Consider the following 16013-nt stretch of genomic DNA (forward strand, 5'->3'; position numbering starts at 1 on the left):
GTTAAGTGTGTGCTTGGGGTGATGATGGATCAGCTTCGCGGATTTGACGGGACGCGCCCGGCGCGCAGCGTCGAGCGTATCTCGTAGCGGTCGCCGCGCATGATGGAGACAGTGAACTCGAACGGACCGCGCTCGTCGGTGGCGATACGCTCGACCACGAAGGCCGGACTGCCGACCGGCAGATCGAGCAGCTCGGCGTCCGCCGCTCCGACCGCGCCGACGCGATAATTCTCGCGCGCCGCCACCGGCACGATGCCGTAGTGGCGCTCCAGCGCCTCGTACAGCGATCCCTGCAGCAGGCCGGCGTCGAGGAAGCCCGGCACGCGCGCGGCTGCGAGCTGCGCCGTCTGGATGCCGATCGGCTCGTTGTTGCCGAGCCGCAGCCGCCGGATGCGCACCACCGGGTCACCCTCCTCAATCTCCAGCGCGCCGGCCGCTGCCGCATTGGCGGTGGTGAGGCTGCAATCGAGCAGGCGCGAGCCGGCAACGACGCCGATATTGCCCATCTCCTGAGTGAAGCTCGTCAGTTCGCGGGTGCCGGCGACGAGCGTGGTGGAGCGCACGAAGGTGCCGCGTCCGTGTTCGCGGCGCAGCAATCCGCTTTCCTCCAGATTGCGCAAAGCGTGGCGCAGCGTGATGCGGCTGACCCCGAACAGCGCGCCCAGCCGGTCTTCGGCCGGGATCTGGTCGCCCGTCGCCCATTCGCCGCTCTTGACGATGGCGCGGATGGCCTCCTCGACCTGATACCAGAGCGGCTCGGGCCTTCTGCGATCCGGCTGCTGAAAACTGGCTTCACTCATCGGATCTGTCTCCACCCGCTTCCGGCCTGCCCGGCCACTGCCGCACCGACCAGGCCTGCGCCAGGGCCGAACGCGCCAGCCTTGAGAGAAATGCCGCGCAGATGCGGCGGCAGTTGGCGCCGCAGCGCGGCAAGCAGCGGCGGTCCGATGACGTCAAGCGCATCGGCAAGGCCGCCGGAAACCAGGATCACCTGGGGGTCGAGCAGCGCGACGGCGCCGGCAAGCGCGGTGCCCAGCCGGCGCGCCGGCAGCTCGAGCAAGGTCTGTGCCGCGAGTTCGCCCGCCTGGGCAGCCGCGATCAGCTGGCGGCCGCTGGCAAGGCCGACCTGACCGGCAAGCGCGTCAAGCGCACGGCCCGATGCAACGCGCTCCAGCCAGCCGCTGCGCTCCTCGCCATGGTCCTTGATGTCGGCGCAGGCCCAGCCGAACGAGCAGGCGCCGCCATGCGTGCCGGCGACGATGCGGTGGTTGGCGAGCACCGCCGAGCCTATGCCCGTGCCGATTGCCAGCAGGATCGCATCCGACATGCCCTTCGCGCTGCCTTCAACGGCTTCCGCCAGCAGGGCGATCTGCGCGTCATTGCCAACGGCGACGCGCAATTGCGGGAACAGCGCCGCGATGTCGACACCGTCGAGCCAAGGGAGATTCGGGATCCAGCGGCAGACCGACCCCTCGACGAGACCTGGCACCGCCAGGCCCAACGCCTTGACCGCGCCAGCCTCGGCGCAAAGCGCCGCGATACGGGCGACGAAGGCATCAAGGCTTGCCGGCGCCGGTTCGCGGCTCGGCCTCTCCAGCGCGCTGACATTGCCGGACTGGACGGCGGCGCGCAGATTGGTGCCGCCGAGATCGATGGCCAGAACCCGCGTCATCGGCGCCCTCCGGCAGCCGGTGGCGCGAACAGACCGCTGCCGGCGTTCCAGGAATGCGAGGCCGCCGCGAAGGCCTGCGCATGGCGCGTGCCGCGCAGGCAGCCGCGCAGACGGTAGAGCGCGCTGTAGTAATCGACATAGGGGAAGCTGCTCAGGCCCCGCGCCAGCTCGTATTCATGCACCGCCTCGCTCCACGCCTCGAAGCCGTCGCTGACGTCGACCAGGTGCTCGGGGCGGAAACCGTCATCGTCCTCCCAGTTCTCGCCGAACAGCAGCAAGCCCGGCGTAAAGGCGGCATGGTCGCGCGCAACAGTCGGAAGGGCGGCGAAGAAGATGCCGGTCTGCGTCAGCTTGGCTGCGGCGCGATGGTCCTTGTGCCAGCTGCCGTGCCAATGGGTTATGACCACTTCCGGCTTCAGCTCGCGAATGACATCGCACAGTTTCAGCGCCGTCTCGTCGTCGGAAGGCAGGAAGGCGTCATGCAGGCCAAGATTGCGTATGGCGACGCCGAGGCGAGCGGCGGCCCTGCCCGCTTCCTCTTCCTTCTGGGCGCAATAATGCTCGGGGATCAGGCACGGATGGCCCTGCTCGCCCATGCTCAGGTGCAGGAACGTCACCGTGGCGCCCCTCATTACGGCGGCCGCCGCCAGCGGTCCGGCGATCACCTCGGCATCGAAGGCATGCGCACCGACGACGAGGATGGATTTGGCGTCATAGATCCTGTCCTCGATCATTTCATGCCTCCCCCGGCGCCTACGCCCTCTCGAATCTGGCGGGCGAGCAGACAATACATGATCAGGATCGGCGCCATGGAGATCGCCAGCGAGGCGAACACCAGGCCCCAATCGGTGCGGTACTGGCCGACGAAGACGCTGATGGCCAGCGGCACGGTCTTGTAGCGGTCGTCGAAGATGAAGATCAGCGGGAAGAAGAAGTCGTTCCACACGGCGATTGCCGTGAAGATGGCGACGATCGACACCGCTGGCTTCACCATCGGCAGGATGATCTGGAACAGGATGCGGACCTCGCCGGCGCCGTCCATGCGTGCCGCCTCGTCGAGTTCGGAGGGCAGAACGCGCATGAAATTGGCGAAGATGAAGACGGCGAAGGGAATGCGGATCGCCGAATAGACGAGGATCAGTCCGGTCAGGGAATCCAGCAGGCCGAGATTGCGCATCAGCGTGAACAGCTCGACCGAGGCGAGCCTTATCGGCAGCATGATGCCGGACAGGAACAGGCCGAGCATGATGGCGTTCCAGCCCAGCCGGTAACGGCTGAGCGGATAGGCGGCCATGGCCGAGACGACGATGGTGAGGATGACCGTCCCGGCGGTGACGATCAGGCTGTTGATGAAATTGTGGCCGAGGTCGGCGCGCGTCCAGGCGTTGACGAAATTGTCGAAGGCCCAGCTTGCCGGCAGGCCGAGCCGGTTGTCGTAGATTTCGGCCGTCGACTTGAAGCAGGAGACGACGAGGATGTAGAGCGGCAGCAGCACGGCCGCCGTCCACAGGGCAAGCACCGTCCAGCCGGGCAGCCGCGAAAGCCGGCGCGAGATCACGGGATTGCCTGCCATGGTCAGCGCGCTCATAGCTGCACCGTGCGGCGGTCGAAGAAACGCAGCATCAACAGCGTGCCGACGCTGAGGATGAGGAACAGCATGGTGCCCAACGCCAGCGCCAGGCCGATGTCGGTGATGCCGACGGCGCCCTCCGCGCCGAAGGCCAGCCTGTAGAAATAGGTCACCAGCGTGTCGGTCGAATAGCTCGGATTGCCCTGCACGCCTTGCATCACATAGACGATGTCGAACTGGTTGAAGGTGTTGATAAAGGACAAAGTCGTCAGCGTGCCCAGCGCCGGCATCAGCAAGGGCAGCGCGACGGAGAACAGCATGCGCGCATTGCCGGCGCCGTCGAGTTTCGCCGCCTCGAAGATCTGGCCCGAAATCTGCCGCAGGCCCGCCGTGTAGATCAGCACCGGCAGGCCCATCCAGTTCCAGGCGTCGACGGCGACCAGCATGGCCAGCGCGGTGTGGCTGTTGCCAAGCACGGTCAGGCTGCCCTGGTGCAGGCCAAGCCCGTTCAGCGCCCATTCGACCACGCCGCCCGGCGCCAGGAGCAGGCGCCACAGCGCACCGACGATGACCGGGCTCAGCACCGCGGGGAAGAAAAAAACCGACTGGAAGAAGGCCGCACCTCGATCACGCAGGAACAGCAGCCAGGCGAACAGCAGTCCGATGCCGTTCTGGAAGACCATGATGCCGAAGAACCAGGCGGTGTTGTGCCAGAGCGCGCCGTAGAGCCTGGCGCTACTGGGGAAAACGAACAGGCGCGAAAAATTCGACAGGCCGGCGAACTCGGTGATGCGCAGCCCCTTCCAGATGAAGAAGCTGCCCCACAGCGACATCGCCAAGGGATAGAGGACGAACAGGGCGTAGACGGCCAGCGCCGGCAGGATGAAAAGCACGGCCATGCGCTGCTGCGTTCGCTTCAGGCTGCTTTTGCGGCGACGATCGATCATGCGTGGCTTGCCCGGTGGGAGGCCGGCCGCATTGCGGCCGGCCCGGCTCCTTACTGCTTCGGCTTGAACCAGGTGGCGACGGCGGCCTGCATGTCGGCCGCCAGCTTCTCCGGTGCGATGTTGCCTTCGACCATGTCGATGATCTCCGCTTGCAGGACGGAAGAGGCGGTCGGCGACTGCCAGCGGAAGCCGACCAGCGTCAGGTAAGGCGTCGAGTTCTTCGACATCTCCATCATCTCGGCCAATACCGGGTCCTTCACCGTGACATCGGTGCGGGCCGGCGGCCAGCCGAGTTCGTCGGCGAACATTTGCGCGAATTCGGCCGAGGCCATGAAGTCCAGCACCTTGATCGCGGCTTCCTTGTTCGCGCTTTCGGAGACGAGGCCGTAGGAGCCGTCCGAGAAGGCCGAGGTGTAGAGCTTTGCCCCCGCATCGTCGGCGGGGAACGGGAAGATCGAGAATTTCAGCTTCGGGTTCTGCGATTTGAAGCTGCCATTCTCGAACGAACCGCCAAGGAACATCGCGGCCTTGCCACCAATGAACTGCTGCGTGGCGGTGGTGTAGTCGATCCCGGCGAAGCCGTCGGGGAAATAAGGCTTCAGCTCGGCGAAGCGCTTCAGCGCCGCGACATAGCGCGGATCCTCGAAGGTCGCCTTGCCGGTCATCATCTCGTCGTAAAAGCCGGGGCCGTAGACGGTCGGGCCGATGACGCCGACGCCGATCTCCAGCTCCCACGCCGAGCCGTTGGCGCCGCCGGTGGCGATCGGCGTGATGCCGGCCGCCTTCAGCTTGTCGCAGGCGGCGACGAAATCCTTGTAGGTCTTGGGGACCTCGATGCCCTGCGCGGCAAAGATATCCTTGTTGTAGAAGACGCCCATCATCGGCACCGAATAGGGCACGCCGTAGAGCTTGCCGTCGGCGCGGCCGCGCGCGCCGCCAAGGGCTGCGTCCGGCATGCTCTTCAGTTCCGGCACGCTCTCGTCGAGCGCGTCGAGATAGCCCGCCTCGACGAAAGGCTGCAATTCGCCATAGGCCTTGAGCTGGGCGATGTCGGGCCCGCGCCCGCCACGCAACGCCGTGCTCAGGCGGTTCTGGTAGTCGGCATCCGGCGTGAACTGGATGTTGACCTTGATGCCTGGGTTCTTGGCCTCGAAGGCATCGAAGATGCGGCGCATCGCGGCTTCGTCCTCGGTGCGCCAGCTCCACAGCGTCACCGTGCTGTCGGCCCGCGCCGGCAGGCTGGTGAACAGGCCAGCGCAGGCGGCAAGGCCGCCGATCAGGCCAAGGGCTGCGCGTCGGTGAATTGAAAGCATGCTCATTGCCAGTCTCCCATTTTTATCTGTCCTTGGCGTCCCGCGGCCCTATCGACGCCGCGGAGAGTCATTCCTCAGGAAAGTCATTATAACGACATAGCAGCCTCCGCAAGAGGTCTGACACTCCCTCCGGGAACGGCTGGGCTAAGCCAATCAACCATGATTCCTTCACAGCTAACTGTATTTCCACCGTAAATTTCGTATGTGAACGGACAGCAGAGAAATCAGGGACAGCGCCATGCGCAGCTTTTTCGCAATCGGGCCCTTGCGCCAATGCTTCATGTTGTCATAACGTCATCGTGATCGCTAGCCTGAGGGAGGATGAGGATGTCTCTTGCCTGGACTTCGAAACTGGCTCTGGCCGCGAGCCTGGCCATCCTGCCCGCCAGCGGCTGGGCGCAGTCGGTCAACATCTCCTATCTCACCCATTGGTCGCCGGAGACGGTCGCATTGCTGGAAGCGGCGGCCAAGGACTATGCGAAGACAAATCCAGATGTCAGCGTCACCGTGCGCGCCGTTCCCTTCGGCGATCTCCTGACCACGCTGCGCTCCCAGGGCGGCGGCGCGGACGGTCCCACGATCGGCGGCATCTACGATCTCTGGTTGCCTGAGCTCGCCCGCGACAAGCTCGTCGCGCCCGCCCCCGACCCCGTCGCCGAAGAGGTCAAGGGAGCATGGCCCGCTGGCGTGGTGAGCGCCGCGTCGGTCGGCGGCAAGCTCTACGGCATTCCCAACGAGATCGACGTCTACGCGCTGAACTACAACAAGGCACTGTTCAAGCAGGCCGGCATTACTGCTGCGCCGAAGACCTGGGACGAGTTCAAGGAGGCGGCGAAGAAGCTGACCAACAAGGATGCCGGCCAGCAGGGTTTCGGCATGATCAATTCCTGGGCGGCGGGCGTCGTCCACCCCTTCGCCTCGCTGCTGGTCTCCAATGGCGGCGACCTGGTCAAAGACGGCAAGCCGGCGCTGGACACTCCGCAGGCCGCGCAGACCTTCCAGCTCTATGAGGATCTCATCAAATCGGGCGCCAGCGTGCCGGCCATGGCGACGGCAGACGCCAACACCACCGGCCCCTTCCTCGACAATTTCGTCTCCGGCAAGACCGGCATGATCATCATGGCCAATTGGTGGGAAAGCGCGCTGAAGGCAGGCATGGGCGACAGGTTCGCGGATATCGCCACCGCACCAATCCCCGTCGGCCCGAGCGGCGACAAGCCGCATTCGATCTCCTATTCCTGGATGACCGTGGTCAACGGCAATGCCGGCGAGGCCGAGCAGAAGGCCGCATGGGAATTCCTGGCCTGGCTCAACAATCCGAAATCCGGCAAGAACGGCGCCTCGGCGATGTCCGACATCTTGATGTCGATGGGCATCCTGCCCTCGCGCTCCTCCGATATCGAGGCCCACAAGGACAAGCTCGGCTCGGAATTCCTGTCGGGCTATGTCAGCGTGCTGGCCGACGCCAAGCCCTTCCCGGTCGTGCCGGGCGGACAGGAGTTCTCGGAATCCCTGCAGCAGACGCTGGAGGCGTTGCAGTACGGCCAGGTCTCGGCCAAGGATGCGCAGGCGACGGCGCAAGCGGACGCCGCCTCGATCCTGGAGCGCGCCGCCAAGTAGACCGAACCATGATCAACAGGTACCGTGCCTCGGCGGGCATCATGCTGGCGCCCGCCGTGACGCTGATCGGCATCTTCATCCTGTTGCCGATGCTGCTCACCGTCTGGCTATCCTTCCAGGACTGGTCGACGCAGACGCCTTTTTCCAATGCGGCCTTCATTGGCTTCGACAATTTTCGCGAGATTTTCGGCGCCTCATCGGTCGGACGCGACTTCAAGGGCGCGTTGATCAACACCTCCATCTACACCGCGCTTTCCGTCATCCTCATCCTGCCGCTCTCGGTCGCCTTCGGGCTGATGGTCCACCAGCACGATGTTGGCGGCGGCACGGCGCTGCGGACCGTGCTGTTTTCCACCTATGTGGTACCGATGATCGCGGTGGCGCTGGTGTGGTCGAAACTCTATTCGCCTGGTGAAGGGCCGCTGAACCAGATGCTCGGCCTGATCGGCGTCGGCCCGCAGCCCTTTCTATCGTCCCCGCGCTCGGCGCTGATCTCGATCGTCCTGCTCAATGTGTGGCAGCAGGTCGGCTATTTCACGGTGCTGGCTATTGCGGGGCTGACCCAGATTTCCGGCAGCCTCTACGAGGCGGCAAAACTCGACGGCGCCAACCGGTTCGAGCAGTTCCGCTTCATCACCTTGCCGTTGCTGCGGCGCACACTCCTGTTCAGCGCGGTGATCGCCATCATCAACGCCGTGCAGGTGTTCGAGCCGGTGGCGCTGATCACGCAGGGCGGGCCGGTCGGCTCGACCAATGTCTTGACCTATCACATACGCCGCGTCGGCATCGAGCGCGCGCAGGGCGGACTGGGTTCGGCCATGGCCGTCATGCTGATGCTGTCGCTGATCGTCGTGGTCTGCGCTCTGTTCGCCTTTGCCAACCGGAAGGATCAGGAATGAGCGCGGGATCGTCGAGCCGGTTGCCGCGCAGACGCCCCGCCGGCCGCAAGGCGCTGCTGGCCACGCTCATGCTGCTCGTGGCCGTGGCGTCGGCCTTTCCGCTGGTTTGGATGGTTCTGTCCAGTCTCAAGACTCCGGCCGAGAGCATGCAGGTGCCGCCGGTGTGGATCCCGCACACGCCGAGCCTCGACGCCTACGGGAAAGTTTCGGGCGTGGTCAATGTCGGCCGTTCTATGTGGAATTCCCTGGTCATCGCCTCGATCACCACAGCCGGTATCCTCATCACCAGCATGATGGCCGGCTACGCCTTCGCCAAATACCACTTCCCCGGCCGCTCGCTTTTGTTCTCGGTGCTGATCGCGACCATGTTCCTGCCGCCGATCGTGACGCTGATCCCGCTCTATCGCCTCGTCGGCTCGATCGGCCTCAATGCCAGCCTCGCCGGCATCATCGTGCCCAACCTCGCCAATGCCTTCGGTATCTTCCTGATGCGCCAGTTCATTGCAAGCGTGCCTGACGATCTGATCGACGCTGCGCGCATGGACGGCGCCTCCGAACTGCTGATCCTGTTCAAGATCGTGGCGCCCAGCGTGGCGCCGGCGATCGCGGCATTGGCGCTGTTTGCCTTCGTCTATCACTGGAACAGCTATCTGTGGCCGCTGACCGTGCTGCAAGGCAACGCCGACGCCTATCCGATCGTCATCAGCCTCAGCCGGCTGTTGAGTTACAACAGAGGCGCCGTCAACACCGGGTTGGTGATGGCCGGCGCGACGCTTGCCGTGCTGCCGCCGCTCATCCTCTTCGTCCTGCTGCAGCGCTTTTTCGTCGATTCCATCGTCGGCTCGGCGATCAAGGGGTAGCCGCGCTCAAAGGTTTCTGCCCCGGAGGAGGCGACGCGACAAAATCGCGGATCAGCGCGACCACCGCCTCCGGCTGTTCGATGCAGGGAATATGGCCGGCATTAGGAATGATTTCAAAGCGGGCGCCGGGGATCAGCGCTGCCAGCGAGCGGACGAGATCGGGCGGTGTCGAGCCGTCCTGGTCGCCGACCATGCAAAGTGTCGGCACCGCGATACGCCGCGCGGCCTCGGTGAGGTCGGCGTCGCGGACCGCCATGCATGTCCCGATGTAACCCGGCAGCGCCTGCCTGGTCAGCATATTGCGGCAACCGGCAAGGTCGGCCGCACGCGCGGCATGGAAGCCGGGCGTGAACCATGCTTCCATCACACCGTCGGCTATCGCCTCGATCCCGTCGCGCTCGACGGTGGCGATACGCTTATTCCAGCTCTCGTCCGTGCCGATCTTGTGCGCCGTGTCGGACAGGATCAGAGCCTCAACGCAGCTGGGATGACGGGTATAGAGCCGCTGCGCGATCAAGCCACCGACCGACAGGCCGAACAGCACGACCCTGCCGAGATCGAAATGATCGATGAGGCCCAGGAGATCGTCGACATGATCATCGATCGACCGGATGCCGCTGCCGATATCGGAAAGTCCGTGGCCGCGCTTGTCGTAGACCAGCAGAGGCATGTCACCGCTTAATTGCGAGATGACATCGTCCCAGATGCGCAAATCGGTACCCAGCGAATTGATGAAGATCACCGGCCGCGCGGTGCCGGTCGCCTCGACATAGCGGTGGTGCAGCGCAAGGCCGCCAATGGTGACGAACGGCACGATTTCGACCCTCCCGGCTCCCACAGTGCATGAGGCATCTGGTTGGGTAAAATGATATTTTGAGGCATCGTTGTAGGACATCGGCCGTTCTGGCACACCGGTCTTGCGCGAACCACAATGACGGACGACCAATGACAGACCGCCGCAACGTCCTTTTCATCATGTGCGACCAGCTGCGCTTCGACTATTTGAGCTGCGCCGGACACCAGACCCTGCACACGCCGAATATCGACCGGCTGGCCAGCCGCGGCGTGCGCTTCACCAACGCCTATGTGCAATCGACCGTGTGCGGGCCCTCGCGCATGAGTGCCTATACAGGCCGCTATGTCCGCTCGCACGGATCGACGCTTAACGGCGTGCCGCTCAGGGTCGGCGAGCCTACGCTCGGCGAGCATCTGCGCGAGATCGGCGTGCGCTGCGCGCTGATCGGCAAGACGCATATGAGGGCCGACGAGGAAGGCATGGAGCGCCTCGGCATCGACAAGACGTCCATCATAGGCGTGCGCGTCGCCGAATGCGGCTTCGAACCGTTCGAGCGCGACGACGGGTTGCATCCGTCGTCCGCCTACGATCCCGACCCGGCCTACGACCAATATCTGCGCGAGCACGGCTTCGATGCCGCCAATCCGTGGGAGCACTGGGCCAATTCCGGTGAAGGCGAGAACGGCGAGAATTTCAACGGCTGGCTGCTCGTCCATGCCGACAAGCCGGCGCGCATTCCCGAGGAGCATTCGGAAACGCCCTACATGACGCGCCGCGCCATGCGCTTCATCGAGGAGGCCGAGGCAAGGGGCGAAGCCTGGTGCGCGCATCTCTCCTACATCAAGCCGCACTGGCCCTACATCGTGCCGGCGCCCTATCACGACATGTACGGCAAGGCCGACATAAAGCCGGTCGTGCGCAGCGAAGCAGAACGCGTCTCGCCTCACCCGATCTTCGAAGCCTTCCAGCAGGAGCGCTATTCCAGGAACTTCTCCCGCGACGAGGTCCGCGAAAGGGTCGTTCCCTGCTATATGGGCCTGATCAGGCAGATCGACGATCAGTTGGGCGGATTGTTCGAGTTCATGGAGCAGCGCGCCCTGTTCGACAACACGATGATCGTGTTCACCTCCGACCACGGCGACTATCTCGGCGACCATTGGCTGGGCGAAAAATACCTGTTCCACGACGTCGCGGCCAAGGTGCCGATGATCGTCTGCGATCCGCGCCGGCAGGCCGACGCGACGCGCGGCACGACGTCCGATGCGCTGGTGGAGATGATCGACCTCGCGCCCACCTTCCTCGACTTCTTCGGCGGCAAGGCGAAGCCGCATGTTCTCGAGGGCCGGTCGCTGCTGCCGCTGCTGGCAGGCCAGGACGTGAACTGGCGGCGGCACGCGGTGAGCGAGTACGATTATGGCGGCGATGCCGCGCGGCTGAAGCTCGCTATGCCGGTCGCCGACTGCAAGCTCTACATGATCACCGACGGCCGCTTCAAACTGGTCCATGGCGAGGGCCTGGCGCCGATGTTCTTCGATCTGCACGGTGATCCGGACGAGCTGCGCGACCTCGGCACCGAAGCATCGGCGGCGGCCGACATCGAACGACTGCGGCAGGCGCTGTTCCGCTGGCTGGCGCTGCCCAACAACCGCATCACCGCCGCCGAGGAATGGCTGACGGGAAACGACGACAGGATGCGGCACTTCGATCCGTTGATCGAGCCCGGCGTGCTGATCGGCTACTGGGACGAGGCCGAGCTCGCCGAACAGCGCGAAAGACGCAGGCGCTGGCTGTCACGCGGGTCGGGAGAATGAAGCCCGCAGCCCTTGTTGTGGACGACATGAATTTCAGAGCGCAAGGCCAAGGCAGGTTGCGAGCAGCCCGGCATCGAGAGATCGATGCCGGGCTGCCTGATGTGACGGCCTATTGGAGTTTCGCCTGCAGGGCATTGACGTCGTCGGTGGTCATTTCACCGTCGGTCGTTACCTTGCCCTCGACGATCTTCCACAGGCGGAACGGACCGGTGATGTCGCCATATTTGTCGAAGGCGACCGGGCCGATGACACCTTCGTAGCGGATCGGCTTGCCTTCCTTGATCAATCCGAGCGCCTTGGCGAACTCGTCCTTGCCGGCAAAGATCGGCGCGCCAGCCGGATCGACCGCCTTGTACATGGCGTCCTTGATCTTGGCCGGATCCTCTGAGCCGGCGATGGCGATTGCCAGGCCGACAATGGCGCCGGCATCATAGGAACGGTCGGCCGCAGGATTGGACGGTTCGATGCCCGAAAACTCCTTGTAGTTCTTGGTGAAGTAGTCGGTGGAGGCGGTCGGGCTGGTGCCGGACGAGGTGCCATAGGCCTCCTTGAGATAGTCGGCGCCGACGGACTCGATGAAGTCCGGGCTGTTCATGCCGTCATTGAGCAGGAATTTCTGCACGCCCCCTTGCGAAATCCAGGTGCGGGCGACGGTGGCGCCGTCGACCGGCGTGCTGACGAGATAAAGCCCGTCGGGCTCGCCGGCCATGGCCGCCGTCACTTCCGAGGCATAGCTCGACTGCTTCTCGTTGTAGGGCGTGTCGGAGACGACGGTGCCGCCGAGCGCTTTGTAGGCGCGCGAGAATTCGGCCACCATGTTGACCCCGAAATCATTGTTGACATGGATGATCGACAGCTTCTTGAAGCCCTTGTCGATGGCGTATTTCGCGGCGGCCACGCCTTGCAGCGCATCGGAGGTGATGGTGCGGAAGAAGATGCCGTTGGTCTTGCCATCGCGCCCGAGTGCGGTCAGCGTCGGCGAGGACGAAGCCGGCGAGACCTGCACGATCTTGGCCGGGGCGGTGACCGAGGTCAGGATCGGGATCGACACCGAGGAGATGATGCCGCCGATGATCACCGGCACCTTCTTGACCTGAACCAACTGGGTCGCCGCATCGACGGCGATATTGCCCTGGCTCTGGCTGTCGCGCGTGTCGGTCACCAGATCGCAGCCGCGAACGCCGCCGGCGTCGTTGATGTCGCGGAAGGCCATCTCGACCGATTTCGCGCCGGCCTGGCCGTATTCACCGGCCGGTCCGGTCAATTCCATGACCAGGCCGACCGTGATCTTGCAGTCGGCGGCATGTGCCGTGCCGGCGATCGTCACGAGAGCGAGCGCGGTGGTGAGTTGGAGTATCGTCTTTCTCATTGTTGTTCCCCTTGAGCTACACGAATTGAGTTACACGAACCAAATTTCACGCCTGGAGCCTGTTCAGCTTTCCGGCATCTGCAGCCAGGTTTCATGCAGATGTCGCCATTCGACGCCGTTGGGCGCCGATGGATTGGTGGTGAAGAGCGCACTCGACTGACGGCGGCTATGCTTGCCGCCTCGCAACTGCGCCTCGACATAGAGCACGACGATCGCGTCGCCGGTTTGCCAGCCCGGCCGGATGTCCTCGATCGAGATGGCGAAGGCTTCGTCGCAGGAAGCGCGGCTTGCGCGGACATGGTCGACCACCGCATCGCGATCGAGGACCGTGCCGTCAGGCGTGACCATGGCCAGGCCTTCGCCCATGACGCGTTCGAAGCGGCTGAAATCGGCCTTGCCGGCGCGCGATGCGACGAACCAGTCGACGAAGAAGCGATGCAACTCGACGATTTCGGTGCTGGCCCGCGAAAACAGCCTTTCGGTGGTGGCGCTCATGGCCGGGCCGCGTTGAGGTTGTAGTGCATGATCGAGCCGTGGCGGCCGTGACGGTCACGCTCCAGCGTGTAGACGTCGCCGAGGGGACCACGGCTCTGGGCGATCACGGCGCCGATCTCCGCCCGGTCCTCGGCCCCGAGCGCGACATCCATGATCTTCGCATTGGCCAGCGCATGCGCCTGGTTGCGGGCGCCGACGATGACGGCCGCCACTTGCGGCTGCTCGAGCACCCAGGCGCTGGCGACAGTGGCGATGTCGACGCCGTGGCGGTCGCCGATGCGCTTCAGCACACTGAGCAGGGCCTGGAAGAGCTCCCAGCCGCCGAAATCGTCTATGATCAGCTTGTATTTGACCAGCGAGCGGTTTTCGAGCGGCATGTCCGGCTCGGCGACGCCGAGCCATCTGTCGCCGAGAAAGCCGCCGGCCACCGAACCGTAGCAGAGAAAGCTGACGCCGTTGCGCGCGGCGAGCGCGGCGAGGCTCGCCGCCGGACGCTGGTCGAGGACCGAGTATTGCAGTTGCTGGCTGACGACTGGCACGCCGGCCGACAGGATCTCGCCAAGGCGCTGCGTATCGAAATTGGTGGTGCCGACATTGCGCACCTTGCCTTCCAGCCGGAGCTCGTCGAGCCAACCCATCGCGTCGACATAGCGAGGCACTGAATAGTCCCACCAGTGGAACTGCACGAGGTCGAGCCGTTCGGTCTTCAGCCGGCGCAGAGACTGGTCGACGATGCCTCTGATGTAGTCGCGGCTGATGCCGGCGAGCCGCTCGAGGTCCGGCACCAGCTTGGTGTGCACCCTCATCCTGGCGGCGGCATCGAGACCACGTTCGTTGGCCAGACGCAGCCGCGCCGCTCCGATCAGCTCCTCGACGCCGGTGTAGATATCGGCGCAGTCATAGGTCCAGATGCCGGCGTCGAACGTGGCGATCAGGTCAGATACCGCCTGCTGACGGTCGACCGCGCCGTGGCCGCCGGCCAACTGCCAGCCACCGCGAATGACGCGCGAGATGGTGTAGCCGGGGTTGAGTTCGAAAGTCTTGGCGGTCATCTCTGCTCACTCTCCTTCGGCAGCGGCACCGCCGTGGTCTCGGCGTGACTGAACCGCCGTTTGCCGGTCCTGACGATCCTGAGCCTGCTGGCGCAATTGGGATCGGGACAGGCGATCTCGGCATCCGAGGTCATCCAGTCATTGGCATGGGTGGGGCGCTGCTTCGCCGCCAGCAGCGGCAGCACGGCCGCTATGGAATAGATCGAAAATCCCTGGCCCGCCGGCATCGACAGCATCTCGCCCTTCAGCTCGAAATAGTCGCCGGGCTTGGCGCCGCAATACACCGGCTTGCCCTCGGGGACGACAGCCTCGACGCGGAGGTCGAAAAGTTCGAAGCTGTCGTCGCGTTCAGCCATTTCAGCTCTCCAGCCGCGCGAAGGTGACGTCGCAGGCGCCATTGCGGCGAATGATGCCGCAGGCAGATGCGAACTGATCGCGTTGCTCAGGCAGCACCTGCGCAACGACGCTCCCCGCCAGCCAGCCGATCGGAAGCAGCAGGCGCGCGCCTTGCCCGTAGAACAGGCCGATGTCGAAGATCGCATGCGGGTTGCCGCCCCACATGCGCGGCGGCACATAGGAAAGCACGATGTCGCCGGGCTGCGGCGTCAGCGTCGCGTTCTCCGCCGGCAAGGCCTGGGCAAAGGCCTCGCCGTCCAGATGCGCCGCGGGGATCGGACAGGAGATTTCCGGGCCGGTCCACATGGCATGAATGCCCGCGACGACGCGCGGCTCGGCCAGGTAAGACCACAGGAACGTTGCGTTCTCTGGCGCTTTTTCCGGCAGCAACTGCGCCGTCACCGACAGCTCGGAATGCGGCTCGGTGATCCTGATGATGCGTCTGGTCATATCAGGCATTCACTCCGCTTTTGCCGTCAACTTCAGCTTGTCGCGCAGGAAAGCGAAAGGGCGGCTGATGTCGGCCACCAGCGCCTCGCGTGCGGCCTGGGCATCCTGCGCCGCAAGCGCGGCGACGATGCTGCGATGATAATGGGCGGTGTCGACTTCGCCGGCCTCGGAAAAGGCATAGATTGCAACTCGGATGCATGGTCCCGATTGCAGCCAGAGGCTCTCGATCATCGGGATCAGCACGGCGGAACCGCAGGCGCGATAGATTTCGAAATGAAAGCTCTGATTGAGCGTCACCTCGCGGTCGACATCCTTCTTGTGCTTCAGCGCCCGCATCTCGTCCCATTCACCGAGAATAGTTTCGATGGTGGCGATCTGACGCGGATCCATGCGCGCGGCGGCAAGCGCGATTGCCTCGCCTTCGATCAGGGCACGGGCGCGCAGGAGGTCGTCGATGCGTTCCAGCGTGATCGGCGGCACCCGCACCGAGCGGTTTGGAAGCGCTTCCAGCGCCTTTTCCGTGATCAGCCGCCCAAGCGCCTCGCGCACCGGCATGGTAGACGTGACCAGCGCATCGGCAAGGCCGCGTATGGTCAGAACCTGGCTCGGCTCGAAGAGACCGCCAATCAGCGCCCTGCGCAATTCGGAATAGACGCGGTCCTGCACCGTCTCGCGGCCGACCGGCGCGAGTTGCGCGGCGATGACCTCGTTGGTGCGCTCGACAGCAGCCCTTTGCATGGCGTTCCCGATCTTGGCCTTTTCG

The 16013-nt window shown here is 64.6% G+C and carries 17 protein-coding genes; 4 read left to right on the forward strand and 13 right to left on the reverse strand.

The annotated features are described in order from the left end of the window. Window positions 1-29 precede the first annotated feature (29 nt). Genes FJ973_RS09680 through FJ973_RS09705 form a run of 6 tightly spaced genes read right to left on the reverse strand, consistent with a single transcriptional unit; the run spans window position 30 to window position 5508 of the window. Window positions 30-800 (reverse strand): GntR family transcriptional regulator, encoded by a 771-nt coding sequence (locus FJ973_RS09680; RefSeq protein ID WP_140555545.1) that lies wholly within the window; start codon window positions 798-800, stop codon window positions 30-32. Next, window positions 797-1672 (reverse strand): ROK family protein, encoded by an 876-nt coding sequence (locus tag FJ973_RS09685; protein ID WP_140497694.1) that lies wholly within the window; start codon window positions 1670-1672, stop codon window positions 797-799. Before FJ973_RS09685 ends, FJ973_RS09680 begins: the two co-directional genes overlap by 4 nt. Beyond that, window positions 1669-2406: a PIG-L family deacetylase gene (locus FJ973_RS09690; protein WP_140555546.1), complete on the reverse strand. Its 738-nt coding sequence runs from the start codon at window positions 2404-2406 to the stop codon at window positions 1669-1671. The genes FJ973_RS09685 and FJ973_RS09690 overlap by 4 nt, the downstream gene beginning before the upstream one ends. Further along, window positions 2403-3260: a carbohydrate ABC transporter permease gene (locus FJ973_RS09695; protein WP_140555548.1), complete on the reverse strand. Its 858-nt coding sequence runs from the start codon at window positions 3258-3260 to the stop codon at window positions 2403-2405. Before FJ973_RS09695 ends, FJ973_RS09690 begins: the two co-directional genes overlap by 4 nt. Further along, window positions 3257-4189 carry a sugar ABC transporter permease gene (locus FJ973_RS09700; RefSeq protein ID WP_140514575.1) on the reverse strand — a complete coding sequence of 311 codons (933 nt, stop codon included), beginning with the start codon at window positions 4187-4189 and terminating at the stop codon, window positions 3257-3259. The genes FJ973_RS09695 and FJ973_RS09700 overlap by 4 nt, the downstream gene beginning before the upstream one ends. Window positions 4190-4239: 50 nt before the next feature. Further along, entirely contained in the window at window positions 4240-5508 is a 1269-nt protein-coding gene (locus FJ973_RS09705; RefSeq protein ID WP_140520925.1) for an extracellular solute-binding protein, read from the reverse strand. Between the two features lie 321 nt (window positions 5509-5829). On the opposite strand from FJ973_RS09705, the gene FJ973_RS09710 reads away from it, so the two are divergent. The 3 genes from FJ973_RS09710 to FJ973_RS09720 are packed head-to-tail and all read left to right on the forward strand — an operon-like array spanning window position 5830 to window position 8881. Next, a complete protein-coding gene (locus tag FJ973_RS09710) occupies window positions 5830-7122 on the forward strand; it encodes a sugar ABC transporter substrate-binding protein (protein WP_140555550.1) in 1293 nt (430 codons plus the stop codon). Window positions 7123-7130: 8 nt separating this feature from the next. After that, window positions 7131-8021, forward strand: coding sequence for a sugar ABC transporter permease (locus tag FJ973_RS09715; RefSeq protein WP_140555552.1), 891 nt, complete (start codon window positions 7131-7133; stop codon window positions 8019-8021). Next, the gene (locus FJ973_RS09720; RefSeq protein ID WP_140497680.1) at window positions 8018-8881 is read left to right on the forward strand and encodes a carbohydrate ABC transporter permease; all 864 of its coding nucleotides are present in this window, start codon (window positions 8018-8020) and stop codon (window positions 8879-8881) included. The genes FJ973_RS09715 and FJ973_RS09720 overlap by 4 nt, the downstream gene beginning before the upstream one ends. Here the strand turns inward: FJ973_RS09720 and pcaD are convergent. Continuing rightward, on the reverse strand, window positions 8871-9695 hold the full coding sequence (pcaD, locus tag FJ973_RS09725; protein WP_140520927.1) for a 3-oxoadipate enol-lactonase: 825 nt from the start codon (window positions 9693-9695) through the stop codon (window positions 8871-8873). The two genes, FJ973_RS09720 and pcaD, sit on opposite strands and share 11 nt — an antisense overlap. A gap of 131 nt (window positions 9696-9826) precedes the next feature. Here pcaD and FJ973_RS09730 point away from each other — a divergent pair, with 131 nt between their 5' ends. After that, on the forward strand, window positions 9827-11488 hold the full coding sequence (locus FJ973_RS09730) for an alkaline phosphatase family protein (protein WP_140555553.1): 1662 nt from the start codon (window positions 9827-9829) through the stop codon (window positions 11486-11488). A gap of 109 nt (window positions 11489-11597) precedes the next feature. On the opposite strand, the gene FJ973_RS09735 is transcribed toward FJ973_RS09730, so the two are convergent. The 6 genes from FJ973_RS09735 to FJ973_RS09760 form a co-directional block, all read right to left on the reverse strand. Beyond that, window positions 11598-12857 carry an ABC transporter substrate-binding protein gene (locus FJ973_RS09735; protein WP_140555555.1) on the reverse strand — a complete coding sequence of 420 codons (1260 nt, stop codon included), beginning with the start codon at window positions 12855-12857 and terminating at the stop codon, window positions 11598-11600. Window positions 12858-12920: 63 nt separating this feature from the next. Continuing rightward, on the reverse strand, window positions 12921-13352 hold the full coding sequence (locus tag FJ973_RS09740) for a DUF4440 domain-containing protein (protein WP_140555557.1): 432 nt from the start codon (window positions 13350-13352) through the stop codon (window positions 12921-12923). Further along, a complete protein-coding gene (locus FJ973_RS09745; protein ID WP_140555558.1) occupies window positions 13349-14404 on the reverse strand; it encodes an aldo/keto reductase in 1056 nt (351 codons plus the stop codon). The genes FJ973_RS09740 and FJ973_RS09745 overlap by 4 nt, the downstream gene beginning before the upstream one ends. Continuing rightward, the gene (locus FJ973_RS09750; protein ID WP_140520931.1) at window positions 14401-14760 is read right to left on the reverse strand and encodes a TIGR04076 family protein; all 360 of its coding nucleotides are present in this window, start codon (window positions 14758-14760) and stop codon (window positions 14401-14403) included. The genes FJ973_RS09745 and FJ973_RS09750 overlap by 4 nt, the downstream gene beginning before the upstream one ends. Before the next feature lies 1 nt (window position 14761). Then, window positions 14762-15250, reverse strand: a complete 489-nt coding sequence (locus FJ973_RS09755; RefSeq protein WP_140555560.1) for a DUF3830 family protein — start codon at window positions 15248-15250, stop codon at window positions 14762-14764. Between the two features lie 9 nt (window positions 15251-15259). Further along, window positions 15260-15988, reverse strand: a complete 729-nt coding sequence (locus FJ973_RS09760) for a GntR family transcriptional regulator (RefSeq protein ID WP_140497664.1) — start codon at window positions 15986-15988, stop codon at window positions 15260-15262. Between the last annotated feature and the right edge of the window lie 25 nt (window positions 15989-16013).

It is taken from the genome of Mesorhizobium sp. B2-1-3, from assembly GCF_006442495.1.
Classification (GTDB): Bacteria; Pseudomonadota; Alphaproteobacteria; order Rhizobiales; family Rhizobiaceae; genus Mesorhizobium.

What these genes read in the sequence shown, in the direction of transcription:
- FJ973_RS09680 (WP_140555545.1), bottom strand. Translation starts at nt 800, where the DNA reads ATGAGTGAAGCCAGTTTTCAGCAGCCGGATCGCAGAAGGCCCGAGCCG.
- FJ973_RS09685 (WP_140497694.1), bottom strand. Translation starts at nt 1,672, where the DNA reads ATGACGCGGGTTCTGGCCATCGATCTCGGCGGCACCAATCTGCGCGCC.
- FJ973_RS09690 (WP_140555546.1), bottom strand. Translation starts at nt 2,406, where the DNA reads ATGATCGAGGACAGGATCTATGACGCCAAATCCATCCTCGTCGTCGGT.
- FJ973_RS09695 (WP_140555548.1), bottom strand. Translation starts at nt 3,260, where the DNA reads ATGAGCGCGCTGACCATGGCAGGCAATCCCGTGATCTCGCGCCGGCTT.
- FJ973_RS09700 (WP_140514575.1), bottom strand. Translation starts at nt 4,189, where the DNA reads ATGATCGATCGTCGCCGCAAAAGCAGCCTGAAGCGAACGCAGCAGCGC.
- FJ973_RS09705 (WP_140520925.1), bottom strand. Translation starts at nt 5,508, where the DNA reads ATGAGCATGCTTTCAATTCACCGACGCGCAGCCCTTGGCCTGATCGGC.
- FJ973_RS09710 (WP_140555550.1), top strand. Translation starts at nt 5,830, where the DNA reads ATGTCTCTTGCCTGGACTTCGAAACTGGCTCTGGCCGCGAGCCTGGCC.
- FJ973_RS09715 (WP_140555552.1), top strand. Translation starts at nt 7,131, where the DNA reads ATGATCAACAGGTACCGTGCCTCGGCGGGCATCATGCTGGCGCCCGCC.
- FJ973_RS09720 (WP_140497680.1), top strand. Translation starts at nt 8,018, where the DNA reads ATGAGCGCGGGATCGTCGAGCCGGTTGCCGCGCAGACGCCCCGCCGGC.
- FJ973_RS09730 (WP_140555553.1), top strand. Translation starts at nt 9,827, where the DNA reads ATGACAGACCGCCGCAACGTCCTTTTCATCATGTGCGACCAGCTGCGC.
- FJ973_RS09735 (WP_140555555.1), bottom strand. Translation starts at nt 12,857, where the DNA reads ATGAGAAAGACGATACTCCAACTCACCACCGCGCTCGCTCTCGTGACG.
- FJ973_RS09740 (WP_140555557.1), bottom strand. Translation starts at nt 13,352, where the DNA reads ATGAGCGCCACCACCGAAAGGCTGTTTTCGCGGGCCAGCACCGAAATC.
- FJ973_RS09745 (WP_140555558.1), bottom strand. Translation starts at nt 14,404, where the DNA reads ATGACCGCCAAGACTTTCGAACTCAACCCCGGCTACACCATCTCGCGC.
- FJ973_RS09750 (WP_140520931.1), bottom strand. Translation starts at nt 14,760, where the DNA reads ATGGCTGAACGCGACGACAGCTTCGAACTTTTCGACCTCCGCGTCGAG.
- FJ973_RS09755 (WP_140555560.1), bottom strand. Translation starts at nt 15,250, where the DNA reads ATGACCAGACGCATCATCAGGATCACCGAGCCGCATTCCGAGCTGTCG.
- FJ973_RS09760 (WP_140497664.1), bottom strand. Translation starts at nt 15,988, where the DNA reads ATGCAAAGGGCTGCTGTCGAGCGCACCAACGAGGTCATCGCCGCGCAA.